Consider the following 22,560-nt stretch of genomic DNA (forward strand, 5'->3'; position numbering starts at 1 on the left):
CCCATTGTTTGTATTTAGGAGAATCACCATGGCCGTTACCGTTGAAACGCTGGAAAAGCTGGAACGCAAGATGACGCTGACCTTACCCGTTGGTATTGTCGAATCTGAAGTGCAATCGCGTTTGAAAAAGCTCGCACGCACCATCAAGATGGACGGATTCCGTCCAGGCAAGGTGCCCATGAACGTGGTGTCACAGCGCTATGGTTACTCGGTGCATTATGAGGTGATGAACGACAAGGTCGGCGAGGCCTTCTTTAACGCCGCCAATGAAGCCAAGCTGCGCGTGGCTGGCCAGCCACGCATCTCTGAATCAGAAGCGTCACCGGAAGGCGAAATGGCGTTTGACGCGGTGTTCGAAGTCTATCCAGACGTGAAAATTGGTGATCTGAGCACTGCGGAGGTGGAAAAAATATCCGCTGAAGTCACTGACAGCGCCATCGACAAGACGGTTGATATCCTGCGCAAGCAGCGTCGGACCTTTTCCCAGCGCCCGCATGACGCTGCCGCGCAAGACGGCGACCGTGTGACGGTTGATTTTGAAGGCAAGATTGACGGCGAGGTGTTCGCCGGCGGCAAGGCGGAAGATTTTCAGTTCATCGTCGGCGACGGCCAGATGCTCAAAGAGTTTGAAGAAGCCACCCGCGGCATGAAATCAGGCGAAAGCAAGACCTTTCAGATGGCTTTCCCGGCTGACTACCACGGCAAGGACGTGGCAGGCAAGACCGCAGACTTCATGGTGACGCTCAAGAAAATTGAAGCCGCCCATCTGCCGGACGTGGACGGGGCGCTGGCCAAGTCACTGGGCATTGAAGACGCTACCGTGGAAGGCTTGCGCGCAGACATCAAGAAAAACCTGGCGCGTGAAGTCAAGGCCCGCCTGCTGGCCCGCAACAAACAGGCTGTCATGGATGCACTGGTGGGCAAGGCCGAACTGGATCTGCCGAACGCGAGCGTGCAAGCGGAAGTCAATCGCTTGATGGAAGGTGCGCGCGCTGATCTCAAGCAACGTGGAATCAAGGACGCGGACAAGGCGCCGATGCCTGAGGATATTTTCCGTCCCCAAGCTGAACGTCGTGTGCGTTTGGGCCTGGTGGTGGCTGAGTTGGTTCGCTCCAACAATCTGCAAGCCACTCCCGAGCAAGTCAAGGCGCACATTGAGGAATTGGCGGCCAGCTACGAAAAGCCGGCCGATGTGATGCGCTGGTATTACAGCGACAACAACCGTTTGGCCGAGGTCGAGGCGATCGTGATTGAAAACAATGTTACCAACTTTGTGTTGGCGCAAGCCAAAGTCAGCGACAAGGCCCTGTCCTTTGACGAACTGATGGCTCAAAACTGATAAATAGCTGTTCCCTGGCAGCTGCAATGGGGCTTGGGCCGGGCTTGTAGTCTGGCCTGCAGGCCCCATTTCTTTTGGGACAAATATTTTTCGCTACAGTACAGTTAATTTTTTGGAGTCAAGATGAGTCTGCCGAACATGATGATGGGTGCAATGCAAACGCAAGCTTTGGGCATGGTGCCCATGGTGATTGAGCAGTCAGGGCGCGGCGAGCGGTCTTACGACATTTACTCGCGGCTACTGAAGGAGCGTGTCATTTTTTTGGTCGGTCCAGTCAACGACTATGTGGCCAATCTGGTGGTGGCGCAATTGCTGTTCCTGGAAAGCGACAACCCGGATAAGGATATATCGTTCTATATCAACTCGCCGGGCGGCTCGGTCAGCGCTGGCATGGCGATTTTTGACACAATGAACTTTGTCAAGCCCGATGTATCTACCTTGTGTACAGGTATGGCCGCCAGCATGGGTGCATTTTTGCTGGCTGCCGGGGCCAAAGGCAAACGTTTCTCACTGCCTAACTCCAAGGTCATGATTCATCAACCCTCGGGCGGCAGTCAGGGGCAGGCGACGGAGATCGAAATTCAGGCGCGCGAGATTTTGAAAACCCGCGAGCAACTGAATAAGATTCTGGCCGAGCGCACCGGCCAGCCGTTGGCGCGTATTGAGCGCGACACCGAGCGCGACTATTACATGTCGGCGGACGAGTGCAAAGAATATGGCCTGATTGACCAGGTCATCTCGAAAAGGGCATAGTTGTCATGGCTGAAAAAAAAGGCTCCTCCGGCGAGAAAACGCTTTATTGTTCTTTTTGCGGCAAAAGCCAGCATGAAGTCAAGAAGCTGATCGCGGGCCCGTCGGTATTTGTTTGCGACGAGTGCATTGACCTTTGCAACGAAATCATTCGCGATGAGTTGCCGCCCAGCACTGAAGCGCGAGGTGACAGCAGTGAGCTGCCAACGCCGCTGGAGATCAAGACCAACCTTGACAATTACGTGATTGGCCAGGAGCCGGCCAAGCGGACGCTGGCGGTGGCGGTTTACAACCACTACAAGCGCTTGCGGCACCAGGAAAAGGCCAAAAAAGATGACGTGGAGCTGGCCAAAAGCAATATTTTGCTGATCGGCCCGACCGGTTCCGGCAAAACGCTGTTGGCGCAAACGCTGGCCCGCATGCTCGACGTGCCTTTTGTCATGGCTGATGCCACCACACTGACCGAGGCGGGTTATGTGGGTGAGGACGTTGAGAACATTGTGCTCAAGCTTCTGCAAAGCTGCAATTACGAAGTGGAGCGCGCCCAGCGCGGCATTGTCTATATTGATGAAATCGACAAAATTTCCCGCAAGTCGGACAACCCTTCCATTACCCGTGATGTCTCGGGGGAAGGCGTGCAGCAAGCGCTGCTTAAGCTGATTGAAGGCACCATGGCCAGCGTGCCACCGCAAGGCGGGCGCAAACATCCGAATCAGGATTTTGTGCAAGTCGATACCACCAATATCCTGTTCATCTGCGGTGGCGCATTTTCCGGTCTGGAGAAAGTGATCGACAACCGCACCCAATCGTCCGGCATGGGTTTTGGGGCCACGGTCAAAAGCAAAGAGCAGCGCAGTCTGACTGAGGTTTTCAAGGAAGTCGAGCCCGAGGACTTGATCAAATTTGGTCTGATTCCTGAATTGGTGGGCCGGATGCCGGTGCTGGCAACGCTGGCTGAACTCAGTGAAGATGCCTTGGTACAGATTTTGACTGAGCCCAAAAACGCGCTGGTCAAGCAGTACAGCAAGCTGCTGGCGATGGAGGGCGTTGATCTTGAAATTCGTCCTTCGGCCTTGAAAGCGATTGCCAAAAAAGCACTGGCCCGCAAGACGGGAGCGCGTGGCTTGCGCTCGATTCTTGAACAATCATTGATTGACACCATGTTCGACTTACCCAATACGTCTAACGTTGACAAGGTCGTCGTGGATGAATCGACCATTGATGAGAATAAGCCGCCTTTGTTGGTGTACCGCGAGGTTGCCAAGAAGGCCTGATTTGCTTGGTGTTTGTGCGCGTTTATTCAAGTTTGAGACTCGCGCGGCTGCTTAACAATGGGGTTCGGGTTGAAAACCTGAACTTCTGACTCATATTTAACAGGTAACGAGAGGGACTTTTCATGTCTGGTCATACCCATTTGCCTGCTACTCCTTTGGATTTGCCATTGCTGCCACTGCGTGACGTGGTCGTGTTTCCGCACATGGTGATTCCACTTTTTGTCGGTCGGCCCAAGAGCATCAAGGCGCTGGAAGCAGCCATGGAGTCTGAGCGCCGGATTATGCTGGTGGCCCAAAAAACGGCTGCCAAGGACGATCCGCTGGTCACCGACATGTTTGATGTCGGCTGTGTCTCTACCATCCTGCAAATGCTCAAGCTGCCCGACGGCACGGTCAAGGTGCTGGTTGAAGGCCAGCAGCGCGCACGTGTCAACAAAATTGAAGATGGTGAGTTGCATTTTTCAGCCAACGTCACGCCGATTGAAGTGCTGATTGAGCCCGACACCAAATCACGTGGCAAAGCCAGTGAAATCGAGGCTTTGCGCCGTGCCGTGATGCAGCAGTTTGATCAGTACGTCAAGCTCAACAAGAAGATCCCACCTGAGATTCTGACCTCTATTTCAAGCATTGATGATGCAGGCCGCATGGCCGATACCATCGCCGCGCATTTGCCGCTCAAGCTCGACAGCAAGCAAGCTGTATTGGGTCTCTCGGGTGTCAAAGAACGTCTGGAAAATCTGTTTGAGCAGATCGAGCGTGAAGTTGACATCTTGAATGTTGATAAAAAAATCCGGGGCCGCGTCAAGCGGCAGATGGAGAAGAATCAGCGCGATTTCTACCTGAATGAACAGGTGAAAGCGATTCAGAAAGAACTGGGTGAAGGTGAAGATGGCGCCGACATCGACGAAATTGAGAAAAAAATCAAGTCGGCCAAAATGCCCAAAGAAGCGCTGAAAAAGGCGGAAGGTGAACTGAAAAAGCTGAAATTGATGTCGCCCATGTCGGCAGAAGCGGCCGTTGTGCGTAATTACATTGATGTATTGACCGGCTTGCCGTGGGCCAGCAAAACCAAGATCAAACATGATCTTGGCAATGCAGAAAAGGTGCTCGACGAAGACCACTACGGGCTGGACAAGGTGAAAGACCGCATTGTTGAGTATCTGGCGGTGCAGCAACGGGTTGAAAAAGTCAAGGCGCCCATTTTGTGTCTGGTCGGACCGCCGGGTGTTGGCAAGACGTCATTGGGGCAGTCCATTGCCAAGGCGACCGGGCGCAAGTATGTACGGGTGGCCTTGGGCGGCATGCGCGACGAGGCGGAAATTCGCGGCCACCGCCGCACTTATATCGGCGCCATGCCGGGCAAGGTGATGCAGAGCCTGGCGAAGGTTGGCACGCGCAACCCACTGTTTTTGCTGGACGAGATTGACAAGCTGGGAACCGACTTTCGCGGTGATCCATCGAGCGCCTTGTTGGAGGTGCTGGACCCGGAGCAAAACCACAAGTTTGGTGACCATTACGTCGAGGTTGATTTTGATTTGAGCGACGTCATGTTCGTGGCCACGTCCAACTCCATGAATATTCCGTCGGCCCTGCTCGATCGCATGGAAGTGATTCGCCTGTCTGGGTATACCGAAGACGAAAAAACCAACATCGCCCTCAAGTACCTGTTGCCCAAGCAGCTCAAGAACAATGGTGTCAAGGAAGAAGAGTTGTTGGTTGGCGAAGATGCCGTGCGTGACATCGTTCGCTACTACACCCGTGAGGCTGGTGTACGTTCGCTGGAGCGTGAGCTCTCGAAAATCTGCCGCAAGGTGGTGAAGGGCCTGTTGCTCAAGAAGATGACGCCAAAGGTGACGGTGAATGCCGACAACCTCAATGATTTTCTGGGCGTTCGCAAGTACGACTATGGTCGCGCTGAGCAAAAGAATCAGGTCGGCCAGGTGGTGGGATTGGCTTGGACAGAGGTCGGCGGCGATTTGCTGACGATCGAGGCTGCCATGATGCCCGGCAAGGGTGTCATCACGCGCACGGGTTCACTGGGCGACGTGATGAAGGAGTCGGTTGAGGCTGCACGCACGGTGGTGCGCAGCCGCTCGCGCCGATTGGGCATCAAGGACGAGTTTTTCGAAAAGAAAGATATCCATATTCACGTGCCTGACGGTGCTACGCCCAAAGACGGCCCGAGTGCTGGTGCCGCGATGACGACAGCCTTTGTTTCTGCCATGACGGGTATTCCGGTGCGTGGTGATGTGGCCATGACGGGTGAAATAACCTTGCGCGGGGAAGTAACTGCCATTGGGGGTCTGAAGGAGAAGTTGTTGGCGGCTTTGCGAGGGGGTATCAAGACTGTTCTGATTCCCGAGGAGAACGCTAAAGACCTGCAGGATATTCCCGAGAACGTAAAAAACGGGTTAGAGATTGTGCCCGTGCGCTGGATCGACAAGGTGCTCGAAGTGGCATTGGAGAGAATGCCGACGCCCCTGTCTGACGAGGACTTGGCGGTGGCCGCCGCTGCACCAGTCGTGGTGCCGGTGCCTGAGTCGGGAGTGTCCATCAAGCATTGATTGACAGGGAGAAATTTTTTTCTGGTTTATCAAAGATGTGAGAAATTACGCTATAATTTGAGGCTTGAAACGCGGGAATAGCTCAGTTGGTAGAGCGCAACCTTGCCAAGGTTGAGGTCGAGAGTTCGAGTCTCTTTTCCCGCTCCAAATTGCAACAAAAAGGGGAAGCTGATGCTTCCCTTTTTTGTAAGGAAAATTTGGCGCGATAGCAAATCGGTTATGCAACGGATTGCAAATCCGTCTAGCCCAGTTCGACTCTGGGTCGCGCCTCCACTTCCAGCCCATGCCCGAGTGGTGAAATAGGTAGACACATCGGACTTAAAATCCGCCGCTTCGTGAATAACGGGCGTACCGGTTCGATTCCGGTCTCGGGCACCAGAATTGAATAGTTTGCTACAAATAAAGTAGTAAATCAAATCCGACAACTTGCTTATGTGGCTACCGGGTTTTGTACCGTGTGGCCATCATTGCCATCACGTCAAACAAACCCAGCGCAGCAGCCATGTCCTCGCGGGTGCCGTCCGCCTGGGTCAGGGACAACAACACCAGACGAAAGAAAACCCGCACGCGGCGGGCAGTGTGGTGGCGCTATTTGATTAGGCTAGCACCCCGAATGCTGTCTCAAAGTATCGCTCTGAGCGCGTAATAACCGCGCCCCAACAACTCACGCACGGCAATGTCCGTCCGCTCCAATGCGCTCGCCTCGGGGAGGTAGTCCATCGGTGTGGTTCCTCGCACCGTCACACGGAAGTCCACCGGGTAGGGGGTCACAACAAAGCCCGCCTGCTCGAACAACCTCTGTGCGCGTGGCATGTGAAAAGCTGAGGTAACCAGCACGATACGCCGCACACCCGGCCCCAACAACTGCCTCACTGCGGCCGACTCCTGCTCGGTGTTCTGTGCTGGGCCGCTGACCACCACGGCGTTGGCCGGCACGCCAAAGCGCAGAGCCATGCGCCGCAGCACTTGGCCCTCTGGCTCTTGTTCGCCCTGCCAAGGGAGTAGCCCGCCGGTGAATACCAGTCGGGGCGCCTTGCCGGCAGCGTACAGTTCCATGCCGCCAAAGAAACGGTCGACCGCATCCCCCCATTCGGGAGCGCCCCCTTGCTTACCGGGAATGTTGACCATCATGCCACTCAACACCACCACAGCCTGCGCTGGCGCGACCGCTTCAGGTATTAATCTCAATTGCTGTTGCTCCACTGCTCGGAACAAGGGGTCTGACAGCACTGGCACGCTGGCCGCATAAAGTAACACTACGGCCAGCAGAGCTGCAACGCGCGAACGCCTGTACGCTGCCCACGCCATCAGCAACAGAATCAGCGCGATAGGCGACAGTGCCAGCGGTAGCAGTCGGTGCAGGTAAATCATCCAGCAAGTTTGGCGGCGGTAGTGTCAACGGCTGCGGCGGCAGTCACAAATTGGCACATCGTAACCTCCCACAACTTTAAATTTCCCCGGCTCGCTGGCGCTGTCGAACAGCGCCCCGGCCTGCTCCAAAATCACACTTCTATTTTTTCGTGGTGCACGCGCAGCAGGTGAAGCGGCCTTACCTGATGCTCTAAAGGTTGTCAGTGAAGCTGCGCAGCTTGTCCGAGCGCGAAGGGTGCTTGAGCTTGCGCAGTGCTTTGGCTTCAATTTGACGGATGCGCTCGCGCGTCACGTCGAATTGCTTGCCGACTTCTTCCAGCGTGTGGTCACTGGTCATCTCGATGCCGAAACGCATGCGCAACACCTTGGCTTCGCGCGGCGTCAGACTGTCCAGAATGTCTTTCACCACGTCGCGCAGACCGGCTTGCATGGCCGCTTCCATCGGTGCGGTATTGGCGGCGTCTTCAATGAAGTCGCCCAAATGAGAATCGTCATCGTCCCCAATGGGTGTTTCCATCGAGATCGGTTCCTTGGCGATCTTCATGATTTTGCGGATCTTGTCTTCCGGGATCTCCATGCGCTCGGCCAACACGCTGGCGTCAGGCTCAAAGCCAAATTCCTGCAGGTGCTGACGGCTGATACGGTTCATCTTGTTGATGGTTTCGATCATGTGCACCGGGATGCGGATGGTGCGGGCCTGGTCAGCGATCGAGCGCGTGATGGCCTGACGAATCCACCAGGTGGCGTAGGTCGAGAACTTGTAGCCGCGACGGTATTCAAATTTGTCGACTGCCTTCATCAAGCCAATGTTGCCTTCCTGGATCAAGTCCAGGAACTGCAGGCCGCGGTTGGTGTATTTTTTGGCGATGGAAATCACCAGCCGCAAGTTGGCTTCAATCATTTCCTTCTTGGCCGCGCGCGATGAGTACTCGCCTTCGTTCATGCGCTTGTTGATGTCCTTGAGTTGGTCCAGCGGCACCACGACTTTGGATTGCAGGTCGGTCAACTTCTGCTGCAGGTCCTGCACCGGTGGAATGTTGCGGGCCATGATGGGACCCCAGTGCTTGCCGGAGGCCGCCTGCTTTTCGATCCACTTCAAATTTAACAACTGGCTGGCCACCTTGTTGCCGTGCTTGTCGCGCCCGCTGAAATCGGCGATGAAGTTTTCTTGCGGGTAGCCGCATTTGTCAACGATGATCCGGCGCAGTTCGCGTTCTTTTTTGCGGACATCGTCCACTTGAGAGCGCACCAGGTCGCACAGCTTTTCAATGGTTTTGGCGGTAAATCGGATCGACATCAGCTCTTCAGACAAGGCTTTCTGTGTCTTGATATAGCTCGGTGTACCGTAGCCTTCCTTGTTGTAGATCGTGTGGATTTTCTCAAACAGCTCACGCAGTCTGTCGAAACGGCTCAGTGCTTCGTTTTTGAGCTCTTCCAGTTTTTTTGTCAATGCCTTGGAGCCACCTTTGCCGTCGTCATCGTCGGCCGCATCGAACTCGTCAAAATCTTCCTCGGCCACATAGTCGTCGGCTTCATTCGGGTTGGAAAAACCGTCCACGATGGTGGTGATGACGACCTTGCCTTCGCGGATGTCTTCACTCAGGCGAAGAATCTCGGCGATGGTGGCAGGGGAGGCCGAAATCGCCTCCATCATGGCCATCAAGCCACCTTCGATGCGCTTGGCGATTTCGATTTCACCTTCGCGTGTCAACAACTCCACCGTGCCCATTTCACGCATGTACATGCGCACCGGGTCGGTGGTGCGGCCAAACTCGCTGTCCACTGTGGACAGCGCGGCCTCGGCCTCTTCTTCGGCTTCTTCTTCGGTGGCTGCAGTCGAGACGTTGTTGTTGAGCAGCAGTGTCTCGGCGTCCGGCGTTTGCTCATACACCGCCACACCCATGTCGTTGAGCATTGAGATCACGACCTCAAGCGTTTCAGCGTCGACAAGTTTGTCGGGCAGGTGATCGGAAATTTCACCATGCGTCAAATAGCCGCGTGTCTTTCCGAGCTTGATCAGGGCCTTGAGGCGTTGACGGCGCTTGGCCATGTCTTCTTCGGACAGTACCGTTTCGTCCAGGCCAAACTCTTTCATCAGCGCACGCTCTTTGGCCTTGCTGATCTTCATGCGCAAAGGTTTAACCTTTTCACCTGTCGCTACCGGCTCGCCAACCAGATCGGCTTCAATGTCAGCCATATCCAGATCGTCCGTGCTGGTCAACTCAGTCGCATTTTTTGCCTTGCGCCCTCGCTTGGCCCCTGGTTTTGACTCGGTGTCGGATTCGACAGCAGCGGCTTTGGGCGGTCGGCCCGGCTTTTTCTTGATAATGACTTCAGCCACAACTGCCGCAGGAACAGCCTTCTTCAATTCAACCGACGGTGCTTTGGCAGGGGACTTGGATGCGATCACTAATTTTTCTTTCGTAGTTGGCTTTTGGGTGGTGGATTTAGGCGGCACTGCTGGCACTGCTTTTGCAGGCTTTGCGTTGGCAACCGGTTTGGCAGCGGACGGGACAGGCTTCTTGGTGTTTTGAGCAGGCATCTAAAACCTCGAAATTTCAAAAGAAAAGACAGAACGGATAGGCGCCCATATTGGCCGGCGCAGTTCGTTGGAAAGGAGAAAATTTCCAAAGGCAAGATGTGAGGGCGAACATTTGGAGTGCAGTCCTTGCGGTAAGGTGGCCGGTCGTGAACGTTGTCATCGTTTGGCTTGACCCGGAGGTGCTGCTGTCGCTCTTGCGGAAAATCAAGCTTTGGATTATACCGCGAATAAACTTCCAGGTGAGATCAAGGATTTGACGCGGGGTCAATACATTTTTCTCATGTGTTCTTATCTGGCCACCTTGTGGGAACGGAAAGATCGACTCTCTGCTGTGCGCTTATTTGGGCCAGTCAAATCGACTCTTTTTGCGTGGGTGACTTGAGCCGCTTCATATTTTTTATGCATAACATTGCTCTAGCCCTCATGCATCAAGTGTTAAATGCTATTAAAAATGTAGCAGTCTTGATGCCCGCCAGTGTCAGTAGCAGTGAGCCAAACAGATGCAGCCCAGCCGTACCGAATCCGAGTGCATAGCGCTGTTGCCCCAGCATGCCGACCACTTCAGCCGAGAAACTCGAAAACGTGGTAAGTCCGCCCAAAAAACCGGTGATCAGGGCCAGGCGCCAGACCGGGTCCAAATTCGGCAAGGCCTGAAACACGGCCACGCAGATGCCAATGAGATAGCCGCCGATCAGGTTGGCCGCCAGCGTGCCCAGTGGCAGCACTGCGCCCGGGTTGAGCCACAGCCCCAAACGCCAGCGGGCCAGGGCGCCAAGGCTGGCGCCGATGCAAATTGCGAGGACAGAAATCATGAGCCGCATCATAGAACGTTGCGGGTCACTGATTGACTCCACCAATTGATCTTCCATCCCCCATTTGGGGGATGGACGCTGACAGGGTTGCTCGTCAAAATGCGCTGCTATCAGACCGATGTGTCCTCAACGCATGGGGGTGATTCAGCCGCCTGAGTTGTTGCACGTTCTGATGTTTGGAGAACACCATGTCCTGGATTGAGGAACAACACCTGAGCAGTTCCAATCGACATCAGCGTTGGTGGCTGGGGCTCAGTATCGCGCTGTTGTCGGGCTTGGTCATTTTTGTCTCGACCATTGTTGCGGTGACCGGACAACCGATGGCGGCGCTGCTGACCGTTTGTTCGATGGTGCTGATCGGGATTTCTTTTGTGTTGTACCGCCGGTTGCACTTGGCACGGTTGCAGCGTGAGGAGGTGCTGGCCTTGTTGAGCAGAAAACAATGGCCGACGTGCGAGGGACTGTGTCACCTGGAGTCCAGCCTGGCCAAGTGTGCAGCGCGCCGGATACAGGTGCTGCAAGCCGAGATTGCCGACCTGCAAGACAGAGAGCAACGACTGAAAGTGCAAGCCCATCATGATGGTTTGACTGGTCTGGCCAACCGGTTCCTCCTGACGGACCGTTTTCAGTTCACCGTGGAGCGGGCCAAGCGCAGTGGCCAATCCTTTGCTCTTTTAATGGTTGACTTGAATGACTTCAAGGCCATCAATGATCACCATGGTCATGTCGCCGGAGACGAGGTCTTGGTCGTCACAGCGCAGCGCTTGTCGAGTGCGGTACGCGCGTCCGATACAGTGGCCCGGATTGGCGGCGACGAGTTTGTGTTGATTATTGAATCAATCGAAGATCCGCAAGAGATGTTGCATATCGGAGAGAAACTGTTTGATATGCTGACCGACCCAATCACCCTGAACACGGGCGTGGTTGCGAAACTGGGGGCAAGTATCGGCTTGGCTTTGTACCCGGATGATGGGGCTAGCCTGAATGACTTGCTGAATGTCGCCGATCAAGCCATGTACGAGTGTAAATCGACCGGTTCCATGAGCCTCCAGTAACGGTGCGCCTATAAAAAAACCGTCGCGCCCCGCACTGTAATTGGCCAGGCCTTTGTTGCGTTCGTCAAGAATCCTGCTGGGCCAGCCATTGCACATAGTTCGACACACCGGTCTGCACATCGGCGAATGGGTGGTCGCAGCCGGTGGCACGCAAGGCGCTCAAATCGGCCTGGGTGTAGCTTTGGTACTTGCCACGCAGGGCGTCCGGGAAGGGGATGTACTCAATCAAACCGGCTTCAGTGAGGGCTTCAAGCCCGAGTGCGGTTTGGCCTGAGAGGCCACGCAATGCATTGACAACCGAGCTGGCCACGTCATTGAAGGGCTGCGCCCGGCCTGTGCCCAGATTGAAAATGCCGGACACGCCGGGGTGGTCAAAGAACCACAGGTTCACCGCTACCACGTCGTCAATAAAGATGAAGTCACGCATCTGTGCTCCTGCGGCATAGCCGCCGTAGTCAGCAAACAGCTTGACCTTGCCCTCAGCCTGAAACTGGTGAAACTGATGAAAGGCGACGCTGGCCATGCGGCCTTTGTGTTGCTCGTGCGGCCCATAGACATTGAAGTAGCGAAAACCCACTACCTGGCCCGTCTTGCCGGCAACCGAGCGCCGAAAGTCGTTGCCGCACTCACGTCGCATACGCTGATCAAACAGCAGCTTGGAATAGCCATATACATTCAGAGGACGCTCAAAGGCTGGGTCTTCCCGGAACGTGTCCGAGCCACCGTACGTAGCGGCGCTCGATGCATACAGCAAGCGCGCTCCGCGCTTCTGGCAGGCCTGGAACAAGTTCACAGAGGTCGCATAGTTGTTGTCCATCATGTACTTGCCATTGCTTTCCATGGTGTCGCTGCAGGCGCCCTCATGAAACACGGCCTCGATCTGGCCATAGGCGCCGTTGGCAAACAGATCGTAGAACACGCTCGCGTCTACATAGTCTGAAATCTTGAGATGGGCGAGGTTGCGAAACTTGTCGCCTTGCGTCAGGTCGTCGATGGCGATGATGTCATTCAAACCGCGGGCGTTGAGCCCCTGAATGATGTTGCTGCCAATAAAACCGGCAGCTCCGGTCACGACGATACGGGTCATGCGAACAACTCCTCATAAGAAACCGTGGCGGTGCCAAATTTTCCGACTACCAGGCCAGCGGCCCGGTTCGCCAGTGGCAGGGCGTCCCGCATAGTCATGCCAGCGGCGATCAGCGCTGCCATGGTGGCAATCACCGTGTCGCCGGCGCCGGTGACGTCAAACACTTCACGAGCCATGGCCGTCACGCTGAGTTGGCCCTGGTCGTCAAACAGCGTCATGCCTTCTTCGCTGCGGGTCAACAGCACCGCCTGCAGTCCGAGCTGCTGGCGCAGGTTCTGCACTTTGGTTTGCAGCTCGGACTCGTCCAGCCAGGGGCCAATCACCTGTTGCAACTCGGTCCGGTTGGGTGTGATGATGCTCGCGTTTTTGTAGCGTGAGTAGTCGACTCCCTTGGGGTCGATCAGGATCGGCTTGCCCGCAGCCACTGCGCGCGCGATCATGTCGCTGACATGGGCCAGGCCACCCTTGCCGTAGTCTGAAAACAGCACCGCGGCATGTCCGGGCAGCAGTTGGGCAAAGGTGGCGGTCTGCGAGGCCAGTACTTCAGTCTTGGGTGTGTTTTCAAAATCCAGGCGCAGCAGTTGTTGCTGCCGGCCAATCACCCGCAGTTTGACGGTGGTCTTGAGGTCGGTGTCGCGGCCAAAGTAGGTGCGGATGCCGGTGTCGGCGACCAGCGCTTCGAGTTTGTGGCTTGCTTCGTCATTGCCCACGACGGTCAGCAGTGAGGCCTGGGCACCCAGTGTGACCACGTTGTACGCCACGTTGGCCGCACCGCCACTGCGCTCTTCTTCGCGCGTGACGCGCACCACTGGCACGGGCGCCTCGGGGGATATGCGGTCGACGGCGCCAAACCAATAGCGGTCCAGCATCACATCGCCGACCACCAGCACACTGGCGTTCGACAGTATGTCTCTGGAAATTGTTTTGGTGTTGAATGGTTCCGTCATAGCTCCTCGATTCTTCGGGCCGGATAACTGTCCCACGCCTGGCAGCCGGGACATTGCCAGAAGTGTTGCTTGGCCTCGAAGCCGCAAGCAGCACAACGGTAACGCATGAGCGGCTTGATGGCCTGTTCCAGTGCGCGTTGAACCTGCGGATGAAATTGCTCGTGTTCGAGTTTTTCACCAGCAAGCCACTTGGCGGCAGCGACCAGCGACGGCTCGCGCTCCAGATGCTGCACATACCAGTCACGTGCAGTGGGCGTGGGCCCGCCGTGGCCGGCCTCCAGCAGGACGATGGCATCGAGCACGTCCAGCGAGGGGGAATGCGCGTAAGAGGTCTTGAGCAAGGTCAGGGCTTCAGGGGCGCGCCCGCAAGCGATGGCGTAGTCGGTCAGTGGTGCTGCGATCAGGGGGGTGGCCGCAGGCGCAGACTGCAAAGATCTTTTGAGCAGCAAATAGGCTTCTTCGGGTTGGCCCTGGCGCGCCAACAACTGGGCCAGGTCAATCGGGGGTCGTGCCGCGTCTGGCGCCGTGCTCAGAGCTTGTTGCAACAAAGAATTGGCTTGTTCAGGCTCTTGGGCAGTGAGGGATTCAGCCGCCTGCTCACACAGGTAATGCGCCAGACGGCCCTGAAAGCTTCCCTGGTTGGCGTGTTCCAGTTTTTGCGCGATCTGCGCGGCGCGCAGCCAGTCGCGGCTGCGCTCGTAGTTGGCCAGCAGGGCGAGGCGCGCCTGCGCCTCGAACGGGGTTCCTTCGAGCTTGAGCAAGGCCTCTTCAGAACGGTCGATCAGGCCAGCTTTGAGATAGTCCAGTGCCAATGCGTGCTGCGCACGCTGGCGATCAAGCAGGTTCAAGTCGCCACGCGACAACAGATGTTCATGCACGCGCACCGCACGTTCATATTCGCCACGGCGTCGAAACAGGTTGCCCAGCGCAAAGTGCAGCTCGGACGTGTCAGGGTCGCTTTGGACGGCCTCGATGAAGGCATCAATCGCCTGGTCCTGTTGCTCATTGAGCAAAAAGTTCAAACCCCTGAAGTAAGCTTTTGGGGCCTGATGGTTTTCAATGCGCAGTTGGCGCAGATCCAGGCGCGAGGCGACCCAGCCCAACACAAAGGCCAGCGGCAGGCCCAGCAGTATCCAACTCAGGTCAAAGTCCATGTGGGACGGCCGATGGCGTGGTTTGCGACCTGTCTGATTCAGCCGAAATGGCCGTTAGCGTCACCTGGTTGACGGCGCGACGATGTCTCCACCAACGCGGCACCATGCCCAGTGCGCCCACCACAACGCCGAGTGCAAAAGCCGTCAACACGACCAGCACCTGCGGCGCACGCCACTGGGTGCCGAAGAAGAAGTGCACGGTGGTGTCTTGCTGATTGTTCAGCGCGAAGGCAAACAGGGTAAAAAAAATGGCTGCTTTAAGTATCCACTTAAGCAACCACAGGATTTGTTTCATCTAGTCTCCCGGTGACGGGCCAATTCTAAGTCAGGCCTTGTGCTGGCTTGCAGCCTCCGCCGTACGTTGATCTACTGCTTCGCGCAAGGCTTTTCCGGGCTTGAAGTGCAGCACCCGTTTTTCAGGTATGGCGACGCTTTCACCATTGCGTGGATTGCGTCCAATACGCGGCGGTCGGTGGTTAATGGCAAAGCTGCCAAAGCCCCGAATTTCGATCCGGTGTCCGCGCACCAGTGCATCATTGATGGCGTCAAGAATGGCCTTGACGGCAAATTCGGCATCGCGACGGGTAAGTTGACCAAAGCGGGCGGCCAGTTCTTCAATCAGGTCAGAGCGAGTCATTTTTGGAAGTTGTCATGCCGGATCAAATCCGGCATGACAGTTCGCTTCTTACTTTTCGGTGTTGTCCAGCTTGGCGCGCAGCAAAGCACCCAGACTGGTCGTGCCAGCGTTTTCGCGGGCAGAGGACTGGCTCAAAGTGGCCATGGCTTCGTTTTGATCAGCCGCATCCTTGGCCTTGATGGACAGCTGGATGTTGCGGGTCTTGCGATCCACATTGACCACAACAGCCGTGACTTCGTCGCCTTCCTTGAGCACGTTGCGAGCATCTTCCACGCGGTCGCGGGAGATTTCGCTGGCGCGCAGGTAGCCGATGATGTCGTCGCCGAGATCGATTTCAGCGCCCTTGGCATCCACCGTCTTGACCTTGCCGGTGACCACTTGACCCTTGTCGTTGATGGTGGCGAAAGTGGTGAACGGATCGGAATCGAGCTGCTTGATACCCAGCGAGATGCGCTCACGGTCCACATCCACGGCCAGCACCAGGGCTTCGACTTCCTGGCCCTTTTTGTATTCGCGCACAGCGGCTTCGCCGGTTTCGTTCCAGGACAGGTCAGACAAATGCACCAGACCGTCGATGCCAGCGGCCAGGCCGACAAACACGCCGAAGTCGGTGATCGACTTGATCGGGCCCTTGACGCGATCGCCGCGTTTGGTATTTTGAGCAAACTCTTGCCAAGGGTTGGCCTTGCATTGCTTCATGCCCAGGGAGATACGACGCTTGTCTTCGTCGATTTCCAACACCATGACTTCGACTTCATCACCCAGGGCCACGATCTTGGCGGGTGCAATGTTCTTGTTGGTCCAGTCCATCTCGGACACGTGCACCAGGCCTTCGATGCCGGGTTCGAGTTCCACAAACGCGCCGTAGTCGGCGATGTTGGTGATCTTGCCGAACATGCGGGTGCCTTGCGGGTAGCGGCGGTTGACGCCCATCCAGGGGTCGTCGCCCAGCTGCTTGAGACCCAGCGACACGCGGTTCTTCTCGGTGTCGAACTTGAGGATCTTGGCCGTGATTTCCTGGCCGGCGGTTACCACTTCGCTCGGGTGACGCACACGACGCCATGCCATGTCGGTGATATGCAGCAGACCGTCAATGCCGCCCAGATCCACAAACGCACCGTATTCGGTGATGTTCTTGACCACGCCTTGCACAATGGCGCCTTCCTTCAGGGTGTTCATCAGCTTGGCGCGTTCTTCGCCCATGCTGGCTTCCACCACGGCACGGCGTGACAGCACGACGTTGTTGCGCTTGCGGTCGAGCTTGATGACCTTGAATTCGAGGGTCTTGTTTTCGTACGGTGACAGGTCTTTGGTGGGACGGGTGTCAACCAGTGAGCCGGGCAGGAAGGCGCGAATGCCGTTGACCAGCACGGTCAAGCCACCCTTGACTTTGCCGCTGGTGGTGCCGGTGACAAATTCGCCGGTTTCCAGGGCTTTTTCCAGGCTCATCCACGAAGCCAGACGCTTGGCGGTGTCGCGCGACAGAATGGTGTCGCCGTAGCCGTTTTCGATGGAGCCAATGGCCACCGACACGAAGTCGCCGACCTGGACTTCGATTTCGCCCTTGTCATTCTTGAACTCTTCGAGCGGCACGTAGGCTTCAGACTTGAGGCCAGCGTTGACAACCACAAAGCTGTGCTCGATACGAACCACTTCAGCAGTGATGACTTCGCCCGGACGCATTTCGGTGCGTTGTAGGGACTCTTCAAATAGGGCGGCAAAAGATTCTGACATTTTTGGGTGCGGCATGAACCGCAGGTTAATTTGCGGTTTTATCCGCGGGTTAGTTTGTTGAACCACACCGGCAGTGCGCTTGAGCAGCGCGAGAAGGCTGGTGTGGACCGGTGCAAAATCCAGTGGATTTTGCACATGTGCCTCTCAGATTGCTCTGAAAGGCTGTTTGCTTTGCCACCAGTCCAACACCAGATTGACCGATTCTTCAACCGTTAAATCCGAGTTATCAAGCAGCTGGGCATCTTGTGCTGGCTTGAGAGGCGCGACGCTGCGGGAGGTGTCCCGTGCATCGCGTGCTTCCAAGTCCGCGCGAAGACCCGAGAGTGTAGCCGAAATACCCTTTGAAATCAATTGTTTATAACGCCTCTGCGCTCTCTTTTCGGCGCTGGCAGTCAAAAACACCTTGAGCGCGGCCTCAGGGAAGATGATGGTTCCCATGTCGCGGCCGTCAGCAACCAGCCCGGGCAATTGGCGAAAACTGTGCTGCAAGGCGATGAGAGCCAGGCGCACCTTGGGCAGTGCCGAGACTCTGGAAGCATTCATGCCGGCCTCTTCGGTGCGAATAGCTTCGCTGACGTCAACACCGTTCAAAAACACCTGGTCCTGGCTGAACCGGATGGAGAGACCTGGAATCAAGTCCGCGATCGCCTGCTCATGGGCGAACTCCAGCGCCAGGCCAGCCTGCAACGCCGCCAAAGCCGTGATCCGGTACAGCGAGCCGGAATCGAGCAAATGGTAGCCCAGCGCCTGGGCCACTGCGCCCGCCAAGGTGCCCTTGCCGGACGCGGTTGGGCCATCGACACAAATCACGGGAATGGCCTGGGCTGAGGTCTGCGCGAGCGAGAACAGCGCTTCAAAATAATCGGGAAAGGTCTTGGCCACGCATTTGGGGTCAACAATCCGCACCGGCAGACCGGCCGGGTTGAAGGCGGCGAGTGAAAAACACATCGCCATGCGGTGGTCGTCATAGGTGTGGATGCTGGCCGCGCGCCAGTCGGCGGCAACGGCTGGCGGTGTCACGCGAATGAAGTCCGCGCCTTCTTCGACCGTGGCGCCGAGCTTGCGCAACTCACACGCCATGGCCGCGATGCGGTCAGTTTCCTTGACGCGCCAGCTGGCGATGTTGCGCAGCGTGGTGCTGCCCTGGGCGTACAAAGCCATCATGGCAAGTGTCATGGCGGCGTCCGGGATGTGGTTGCAGTCCAGGTCAATGGCTTTGAGTGGCCAGCAGCCTCTGGATACTTCCAGCCAATTCGGGCCGCTCTGCACCTGCGCGCCCATCATCTGCGCGGCTTCGATGAAACGGATGTCGCCCTGGATGGAGTCTGCGCCCACGCCTTCAATCCTTAAGCCTTTTTGACCTCCAGCCCCCGTTGCTATTGCGCCGGCAGCTATGAAATAGCTAGCAGACGAGGCGTCAGCTTCAACAAACAAAGTGCCAGGAGAGCGGAACTGGCTGGCGGCGGGAATGGTGAAGCGCTGCCAGCCATCGCGGACCACCCGCACGTTAAAGCGCGCCAGCAGGTTGAGTGTGATTTCAATGTAAGGGCGCGAAATCAGCTCTCCGACCACCTCAATGACAATATCGCGGGTCGCTGCGACCAAGGGCAGCGCCATCAGCAGTGCGGTCAGAAACTGGCTGGACACATCGCCCCGCACGCGAATCGGCGTGTCCAGCTTCAGGCTGGGTCGGCCAATGTGCAGCGGCGGAAAGCCGTCCTGTCCCAGGTAATCGATGTGGCAGCCGATTTGGCGCAGTGCATCTACCAGGTCGCCAATCGGGCGTTCGTGCATGCGCGGCACACCGCGCAGTTCAAAGTCGCCGCCCAAAACGGCCAGCGCGGCGGTGAGCGGACGAATCGCGGTGCCGGCGTTGCCCATGAACAGCGCCGCCTGCCTGTGCCCGAGTTGGCCACCCAGACCCTCAATCTCGACGGTGCTGCCCGATTGCCGCACACCACACCCCAGCGCGCGCAAGGCCTCAAACATGACGCGGGTGTCGTCGGAGTCGAGCAGGTCAATCAGCGTGGTGCGGCCGGCGCTCAGGGCCGACAGCAGCAACACGCGGTTGGAGATGCTCTTGGAGCCGGGTAATACAACTGTCCCGCTCACTCCCGTGAGCGGTGGAATATCAAGAAACGCGGTGGAAAACATTATTTCTGTTGTTGCGCCATGCGCCAATGGGCGCGGGTGAGGCTGGCTTGTTCAATCAGGCCCTCCAGGGCCTCGCCGTTGCCGCTGGAGATCATGAGTTCGAGGGCTTGCAGGTTGCGCTGGAAAATTTTGGTTTGCGCCAGCAGTTCTTCACGATTGGAGATCATGATGTCGCGCCACACTTTGGCGTCACTGGCGGCAATACGCGTGAAGTCGCGAAAGCCCGGCCCCGCCAGCGACAGGTAGTCCTTGCCTTGCGGCTGGCCCGAGATGGCGTTCATGAGGGCAAATGAAATCAGGTGCGGCAAATGGCTGACGGCGGCAAACGCCGCATCATGCGACTCGGGCGACATCTGGACCACGCGGCAGCCCAGCGCGGACCAGACATCGACTGCCTTTTGCAACTGGATGGTCAGGGTGCGTTCAATCGGCGTCAGGATGACCTGGCGGCCGCTGTACAGGTCGGCATCGGCGTGTTCCACGCCCGAGACTTCTTTGCCTGCGATGGGGTGGGCCGGCACAAAAGAGCCGATTTGCTCGCGCAGGGCACGCCTGCCGGCATCAACCACGTCGCGCTTGGTGGAACCAACGTCCATGATCAGCATCTGCGGCGTGACCAAGTGTTTGATCGATTTGAAAGTGGCCTCGCTGGCCGCCACCGGTACGGCGATCAGCACAATGTCGGCACCCGACACCGCCAGCAAGGCAGAAGGGGCTTCCACATCAATCACGCCCATCTGGTAGGCCCGTTCCGTGGTGGAGGGCGATTTGCTGTAGCCCACCACGCGTTTCACCAGTCCGGCCCGTTTGAGCGCCAGCGCAAAGGAGCCGCCCATCAGACCGCAGCCAATCAGGCCAAGTTGTTCAAACATTCATTCACCTACAGGATATGTGCCCAGCACTTTGCAGAAGGCACAAAGACTCTGCAGTTCTTTGAGTGCCGCAGCCACATGCGGCTGCGAGGGGTGACCTTGCAGGTCGATGTAAAAATAGTATTCCCACTGACCGGAGCGTGCCGGGCGCGACTCAAAGCGCGTCATGGAGACGCCATGCTTCTTGAGCGGTACCAGCAGGTCATGCACGGCACCGGGCCGGTTCGGCACCGAAACGATCAGGCTCACGCAGTCATTGCCGGTGGCCAGCGGCGCCGCCAGTGTTTGCGGCAGGCAGACCACGGCAAAGCGGGTGCGATTGAAGGCGTCGTCCTGAATGGCGTGTGAGGCGACATGCAGACCAAATTCGCTGGCGGCGCGCTCACTGGCAATCGCGGCCCAGGCCGGGTTGGTGGCCGCCAGTCGGGCGCCCTCGGCGTTGCTGGCAGCAGCGCGCCGCTCGGCCTGCGGCAAATGCGTGCTGAGCCAGTCCTGGCACTGGGCCAAGGCTTGTGGGTGGGCATAAACGACTTCGATGTCGGCCAGCGTGGGCTTGAGTCGCAGCAGGTTGTGGCGCACCAGAAAACTGGTTTCACCGATGATGTGCAGCGGCGAGTTCAGCAGCAAATCGAGCGAGCGCGAGATCACGCCCTCGGACGAGTTTTCAATCGGCACCACACCAAACTCGGCGCTGCCCGCCGCCGTGGCGCGGAACACTTCATCGATGCTGGCGCACAGGACGCGCTCGATGCTGGCACCAAAGAACTGCAGTGCGGCCTGTTCGCTGAAGGTGCCGGCCGGACCCAGGTAGGCGACCCGCTGCGCCGCTTCCAGTGCGCGGCAGGCGGACATGATTTCGCGCCAGATCACGGCCAGACTGGCGTTTTTGAGCGGGCCGGGGTTGGCCGCCTGCAGGCTGCTGATGACCTGGGTCTCGCGCTCGGGGCGAAACACGGCCGAGCCATCCGCGCGTTTGATTTCTCCCACTTCATGGGCCAGCGACGCACGCTGGTTCAGCAGTGCCAGCAGTTCCAGATCAAGCGCGTCGATCTGGGTGCGCAGTTCAGGGAGAGTTTTCGCCATTGCTAAGACTTGAATTTTGCAGACGTGGTTCGGAACCGCCGGTTTTTCAGCTGCGGCGCTTTTGAAATTCGTGCAGGTAGTTCACCAGCGCCTGCACGCCCTCCATCGGCATGGCGTTGTAAATGCTGGCGCGCATGCCGCCGACCGACTTGTGTCCCTTGAGCTGCAACAGACCGTGCTCGCGTGCTCCGGCCAAAAATGCGTCGTTGAGACTTTCATCACGCAAGAAAAAAGGCACATTCATGCGTGAGCGGCAGTTGGGCGCCACTTTGTTGTAGTAGAGCTGCGAGTTGTCAATCGCGTCGTACAGCAGGGCTGCCTTGGCCTGGTTGCGCGCTTCCATCGCGGCGATGCCGCCTTGGCGCTTGAGCCACTGGAACACCAGGCCCGCGATGTAAATGGCGTAGGTGGGCGGGGTATTGAACATCGACTGGTTGTCCGCCACCGTCTTGTAGTTGAAGGCGCTGGGGCATACCGCCAGCGCATGGCCGAGCAGGTCTTCGCGCACCACCACCAGCGTCAGACCGGCAGGCCCCAGGTTTTTCTGCGCACCCGCAAAGGCCAGTCCGACCCGCGACCAATCGATCGGGCGCGATGCCACGTGGGAGGAACAGTCGACCACCAGCGCGGCCTCACTGCCCAGCGCCTGCAGGTCGGGCAGCGTGTGGTATTCAACGCCGTGAATGGTCTCGTTGCTGCAGATGTGCACGTAGCTGGCGCCGTGACTGAGCTGCCAGCTGGCAGGTCCAGGCAGCGTGGTGTGGCCGTCCGACTCGTTGCTGGCAGCGATGTTGACGGTGCAGTACTTGCGTGCTTCCTGTTGCGACTTCAGGCTCCAGCCGCCGGTGACCACAAAGTCCGCGCTGCCAGCGGCACCGGCCGGCGACACCCGGGCCGACAGGTTGAGCGGGACAATCGCGTTTTCGGCCAGGCCGCCGCCCTGCATGAACAGGATTTTGAAGCTGTCCGGAACCGCGAGCAGCTCGCGCAGATCCAAGTGCGCCTGCTCGTAAATGGAGACGAACTCCCGGCCGCGATGGCTCATTTCCATGACGCTCATGCCGCTGCCGTGCCAGTCGAGCATTTCGGCCGCCGCTTCGGTCAGAACTTCCTGCGGCATGGCCGCGGGTCCGGCGGAGAAGTTATAGGGTCGATTCATCAGAAATTTATACAAAATCGGGCTCT

At 57.5% G+C, this 22,560-nt stretch carries 20 protein-coding genes and 3 tRNA genes; 9 read left to right on the forward strand and 14 right to left on the reverse strand.

Translation table 11 applies throughout. The annotated features are described in order from the left end of the window. Window positions 1-28: 28 nt before the first annotated feature. The 7 genes from tig to RFER_RS07860 all read left to right on the forward strand — a co-directional run bounded on the left by tig (window position 29) and on the right by RFER_RS07860 (window position 6,305). Window positions 29-1,339 (forward strand): trigger factor, encoded by a 1,311-nt coding sequence (gene tig, locus RFER_RS07830; protein WP_011463853.1) that lies wholly within the window; start codon window positions 29-31, stop codon window positions 1,337-1,339. Window positions 1,340-1,483: 144 nt separating this feature from the next. Next, complete coding sequence (gene clpP / locus RFER_RS07835; RefSeq protein WP_041791699.1) at window positions 1,484-2,092, forward strand: ATP-dependent Clp endopeptidase proteolytic subunit ClpP; 609 nt, start codon at window positions 1,484-1,486, stop codon at window positions 2,090-2,092. A 5-nt stretch (window positions 2,093-2,097) separates the two neighbouring features. Further along, the gene (gene clpX, locus RFER_RS07840) at window positions 2,098-3,363 is read left to right on the forward strand and encodes an ATP-dependent Clp protease ATP-binding subunit ClpX (RefSeq protein ID WP_011463855.1); all 1,266 of its coding nucleotides are present in this window, start codon (window positions 2,098-2,100) and stop codon (window positions 3,361-3,363) included. A 122-nt stretch (window positions 3,364-3,485) separates the two neighbouring features. Beyond that, window positions 3,486-5,927 carry an endopeptidase La gene (gene lon, locus RFER_RS07845; protein WP_011463856.1) on the forward strand — a complete coding sequence of 814 codons (2,442 nt, stop codon included), beginning with the start codon at window positions 3,486-3,488 and terminating at the stop codon, window positions 5,925-5,927. A 71-nt stretch (window positions 5,928-5,998) separates the two neighbouring features. Then, a tRNA-Gly gene (locus RFER_RS07850) sits at window positions 5,999-6,074 on the forward strand. A gap of 52 nt (window positions 6,075-6,126) precedes the next feature. Then, window positions 6,127-6,200 (forward strand) — tRNA-Cys (locus RFER_RS07855). A gap of 12 nt (window positions 6,201-6,212) precedes the next feature. Then, window positions 6,213-6,305: transfer RNA gene (locus tag RFER_RS07860), tRNA-Leu, on the forward strand. Between the two features lie 60 nt (window positions 6,306-6,365). Here the strand turns inward: RFER_RS07860 and RFER_RS24880 are convergent. The 3 genes from RFER_RS24880 to rpoD all read right to left on the reverse strand — a co-directional run bounded on the left by RFER_RS24880 (window position 6,366) and on the right by rpoD (window position 9,495). Beyond that, window positions 6,366-6,494, reverse strand: coding sequence for a hypothetical protein (locus RFER_RS24880; RefSeq protein WP_279587702.1), 129 nt, complete (start codon window positions 6,492-6,494; stop codon window positions 6,366-6,368). Between the two features lie 54 nt (window positions 6,495-6,548). Then, window positions 6,549-7,298: a YdcF family protein gene (locus RFER_RS07865; RefSeq protein WP_011463857.1), complete on the reverse strand. Its 750-nt coding sequence runs from the start codon at window positions 7,296-7,298 to the stop codon at window positions 6,549-6,551. Window positions 7,299-7,488: 190 nt separating this feature from the next. Then, entirely contained in the window at window positions 7,489-9,495 is a 2,007-nt protein-coding gene (rpoD, locus tag RFER_RS07870; protein WP_244095833.1) for an RNA polymerase sigma factor RpoD, read from the reverse strand. On the opposite strand from rpoD, the gene RFER_RS24550 reads away from it, so the two are divergent. After that, window positions 9,485-9,832 carry a hypothetical protein gene (locus tag RFER_RS24550; protein WP_244095834.1) on the forward strand — a complete coding sequence of 116 codons (348 nt, stop codon included), beginning with the start codon at window positions 9,485-9,487 and terminating at the stop codon, window positions 9,830-9,832. The genes rpoD and RFER_RS24550 overlap by 11 nt on opposite strands. A gap of 436 nt (window positions 9,833-10,268) precedes the next feature. On the opposite strand, the gene crcB is transcribed toward RFER_RS24550, so the two are convergent. After that, window positions 10,269-10,652 carry a fluoride efflux transporter CrcB gene (gene crcB, locus RFER_RS07880; protein WP_041791701.1) on the reverse strand — a complete coding sequence of 128 codons (384 nt, stop codon included), beginning with the start codon at window positions 10,650-10,652 and terminating at the stop codon, window positions 10,269-10,271. Window positions 10,653-10,840: 188 nt separating this feature from the next. Between crcB and RFER_RS22945 the strand changes: the two genes are divergently transcribed. Then, the gene (locus tag RFER_RS22945; RefSeq protein ID WP_011463860.1) at window positions 10,841-11,707 is read left to right on the forward strand and encodes a GGDEF domain-containing protein; all 867 of its coding nucleotides are present in this window, start codon (window positions 10,841-10,843) and stop codon (window positions 11,705-11,707) included. Between the two features lie 64 nt (window positions 11,708-11,771). On the opposite strand, the gene rfaD is transcribed toward RFER_RS22945, so the two are convergent. The 10 genes from rfaD to serC form a co-directional block, all read right to left on the reverse strand. Continuing rightward, entirely contained in the window at window positions 11,772-12,794 is a 1,023-nt protein-coding gene (rfaD, locus tag RFER_RS07890) for an ADP-glyceromanno-heptose 6-epimerase (RefSeq protein WP_011463861.1), read from the reverse strand. Next, entirely contained in the window at window positions 12,791-13,741 is a 951-nt protein-coding gene (gene rfaE1 / locus RFER_RS07895) for a D-glycero-beta-D-manno-heptose-7-phosphate kinase (protein ID WP_011463862.1), read from the reverse strand. Before rfaE1 ends, rfaD begins: the two co-directional genes overlap by 4 nt. Further along, a complete protein-coding gene (gene lapB / locus RFER_RS07900; RefSeq protein WP_011463863.1) occupies window positions 13,738-14,895 on the reverse strand; it encodes a lipopolysaccharide assembly protein LapB in 1,158 nt (385 codons plus the stop codon). Before lapB ends, rfaE1 begins: the two co-directional genes overlap by 4 nt. Continuing rightward, on the reverse strand, window positions 14,885-15,190 hold the full coding sequence (locus RFER_RS07905; RefSeq protein ID WP_011463864.1) for a LapA family protein: 306 nt from the start codon (window positions 15,188-15,190) through the stop codon (window positions 14,885-14,887). Before RFER_RS07905 ends, lapB begins: the two co-directional genes overlap by 11 nt. A 30-nt stretch (window positions 15,191-15,220) precedes the next feature. Then, a complete protein-coding gene (locus RFER_RS07910; RefSeq protein ID WP_011463865.1) occupies window positions 15,221-15,532 on the reverse strand; it encodes an integration host factor subunit beta in 312 nt (103 codons plus the stop codon). A gap of 48 nt (window positions 15,533-15,580) precedes the next feature. After that, window positions 15,581-17,332, reverse strand: coding sequence for a 30S ribosomal protein S1 (gene rpsA, locus RFER_RS07915; RefSeq protein ID WP_279587707.1), 1,752 nt, complete (start codon window positions 17,330-17,332; stop codon window positions 15,581-15,583). 78 nt (window positions 17,333-17,410) lie between these two features. Beyond that, window positions 17,411-19,420, reverse strand: coding sequence for a bifunctional 3-phosphoshikimate 1-carboxyvinyltransferase/cytidylate kinase (locus tag RFER_RS07920; RefSeq protein ID WP_011463867.1), 2,010 nt, complete (start codon window positions 19,418-19,420; stop codon window positions 17,411-17,413). Beyond that, on the reverse strand, window positions 19,420-20,292 hold the full coding sequence (locus RFER_RS07925; protein ID WP_011463868.1) for a prephenate dehydrogenase: 873 nt from the start codon (window positions 20,290-20,292) through the stop codon (window positions 19,420-19,422). Before RFER_RS07925 ends, RFER_RS07920 begins: the two co-directional genes overlap by 1 nt. Then, complete coding sequence (gene pheA / locus RFER_RS07930) at window positions 20,293-21,375, reverse strand: prephenate dehydratase (RefSeq protein ID WP_011463869.1); 1,083 nt, start codon at window positions 21,373-21,375, stop codon at window positions 20,293-20,295. It abuts the gene before it with no gap. A gap of 46 nt (window positions 21,376-21,421) precedes the next feature. After that, a complete protein-coding gene (gene serC / locus RFER_RS07935; protein WP_011463870.1) occupies window positions 21,422-22,534 on the reverse strand; it encodes a 3-phosphoserine/phosphohydroxythreonine transaminase in 1,113 nt (370 codons plus the stop codon). Between the last annotated feature and the right edge of the window lie 26 nt (window positions 22,535-22,560).

This window comes from Rhodoferax ferrireducens T118 (assembly GCF_000013605.1).
Classification (GTDB): Bacteria; Pseudomonadota; Gammaproteobacteria; order Burkholderiales; family Burkholderiaceae_C; genus Rhodoferax; species Rhodoferax ferrireducens.

Excerpts from the sequence above, each read along its gene's own strand:
- tig (WP_011463853.1), top strand. The coding sequence starts at position 29 with ATGGCCGTTACCGTTGAAACGCTGGAAAAGCTGGAACGCAAGATGACG.
- clpP (WP_041791699.1), top strand. The coding sequence starts at position 1,484 with ATGGGTGCAATGCAAACGCAAGCTTTGGGCATGGTGCCCATGGTGATT.
- clpX (WP_011463855.1), top strand. The coding sequence starts at position 2,098 with ATGGCTGAAAAAAAAGGCTCCTCCGGCGAGAAAACGCTTTATTGTTCT.
- lon (WP_011463856.1), top strand. The coding sequence starts at position 3,486 with ATGTCTGGTCATACCCATTTGCCTGCTACTCCTTTGGATTTGCCATTG.
- RFER_RS07865 (WP_011463857.1), bottom strand. The coding sequence starts at position 7,298 with ATGATTTACCTGCACCGACTGCTACCGCTGGCACTGTCGCCTATCGCG.
- RFER_RS24550 (WP_244095834.1), top strand. The coding sequence starts at position 9,485 with ATGTCAGCCATATCCAGATCGTCCGTGCTGGTCAACTCAGTCGCATTT.
- rpoD (WP_244095833.1), bottom strand. The coding sequence starts at position 9,495 with ATGGCTGACATTGAAGCCGATCTGGTTGGCGAGCCGGTAGCGACAGGT.
- crcB (WP_041791701.1), bottom strand. The coding sequence starts at position 10,652 with ATGATTTCTGTCCTCGCAATTTGCATCGGCGCCAGCCTTGGCGCCCTG.
- RFER_RS22945 (WP_011463860.1), top strand. The coding sequence starts at position 10,841 with ATGTCCTGGATTGAGGAACAACACCTGAGCAGTTCCAATCGACATCAG.
- rfaD (WP_011463861.1), bottom strand. The coding sequence starts at position 12,794 with ATGACCCGTATCGTCGTGACCGGAGCTGCCGGTTTTATTGGCAGCAAC.
- rfaE1 (WP_011463862.1), bottom strand. The coding sequence starts at position 13,741 with ATGACGGAACCATTCAACACCAAAACAATTTCCAGAGACATACTGTCG.
- lapB (WP_011463863.1), bottom strand. The coding sequence starts at position 14,895 with ATGGACTTTGACCTGAGTTGGATACTGCTGGGCCTGCCGCTGGCCTTT.
- RFER_RS07905 (WP_011463864.1), bottom strand. The coding sequence starts at position 15,190 with ATGAAACAAATCCTGTGGTTGCTTAAGTGGATACTTAAAGCAGCCATT.
- RFER_RS07910 (WP_011463865.1), bottom strand. The coding sequence starts at position 15,532 with ATGACTCGCTCTGACCTGATTGAAGAACTGGCCGCCCGCTTTGGTCAA.
- RFER_RS07920 (WP_011463867.1), bottom strand. The coding sequence starts at position 19,420 with ATGTTTTCCACCGCGTTTCTTGATATTCCACCGCTCACGGGAGTGAGC.
- RFER_RS07925 (WP_011463868.1), bottom strand. The coding sequence starts at position 20,292 with ATGTTTGAACAACTTGGCCTGATTGGCTGCGGTCTGATGGGCGGCTCC.
- pheA (WP_011463869.1), bottom strand. The coding sequence starts at position 21,375 with ATGGCGAAAACTCTCCCTGAACTGCGCACCCAGATCGACGCGCTTGAT.
- serC (WP_011463870.1), bottom strand. The coding sequence starts at position 22,534 with ATGAATCGACCCTATAACTTCTCCGCCGGACCCGCGGCCATGCCGCAG.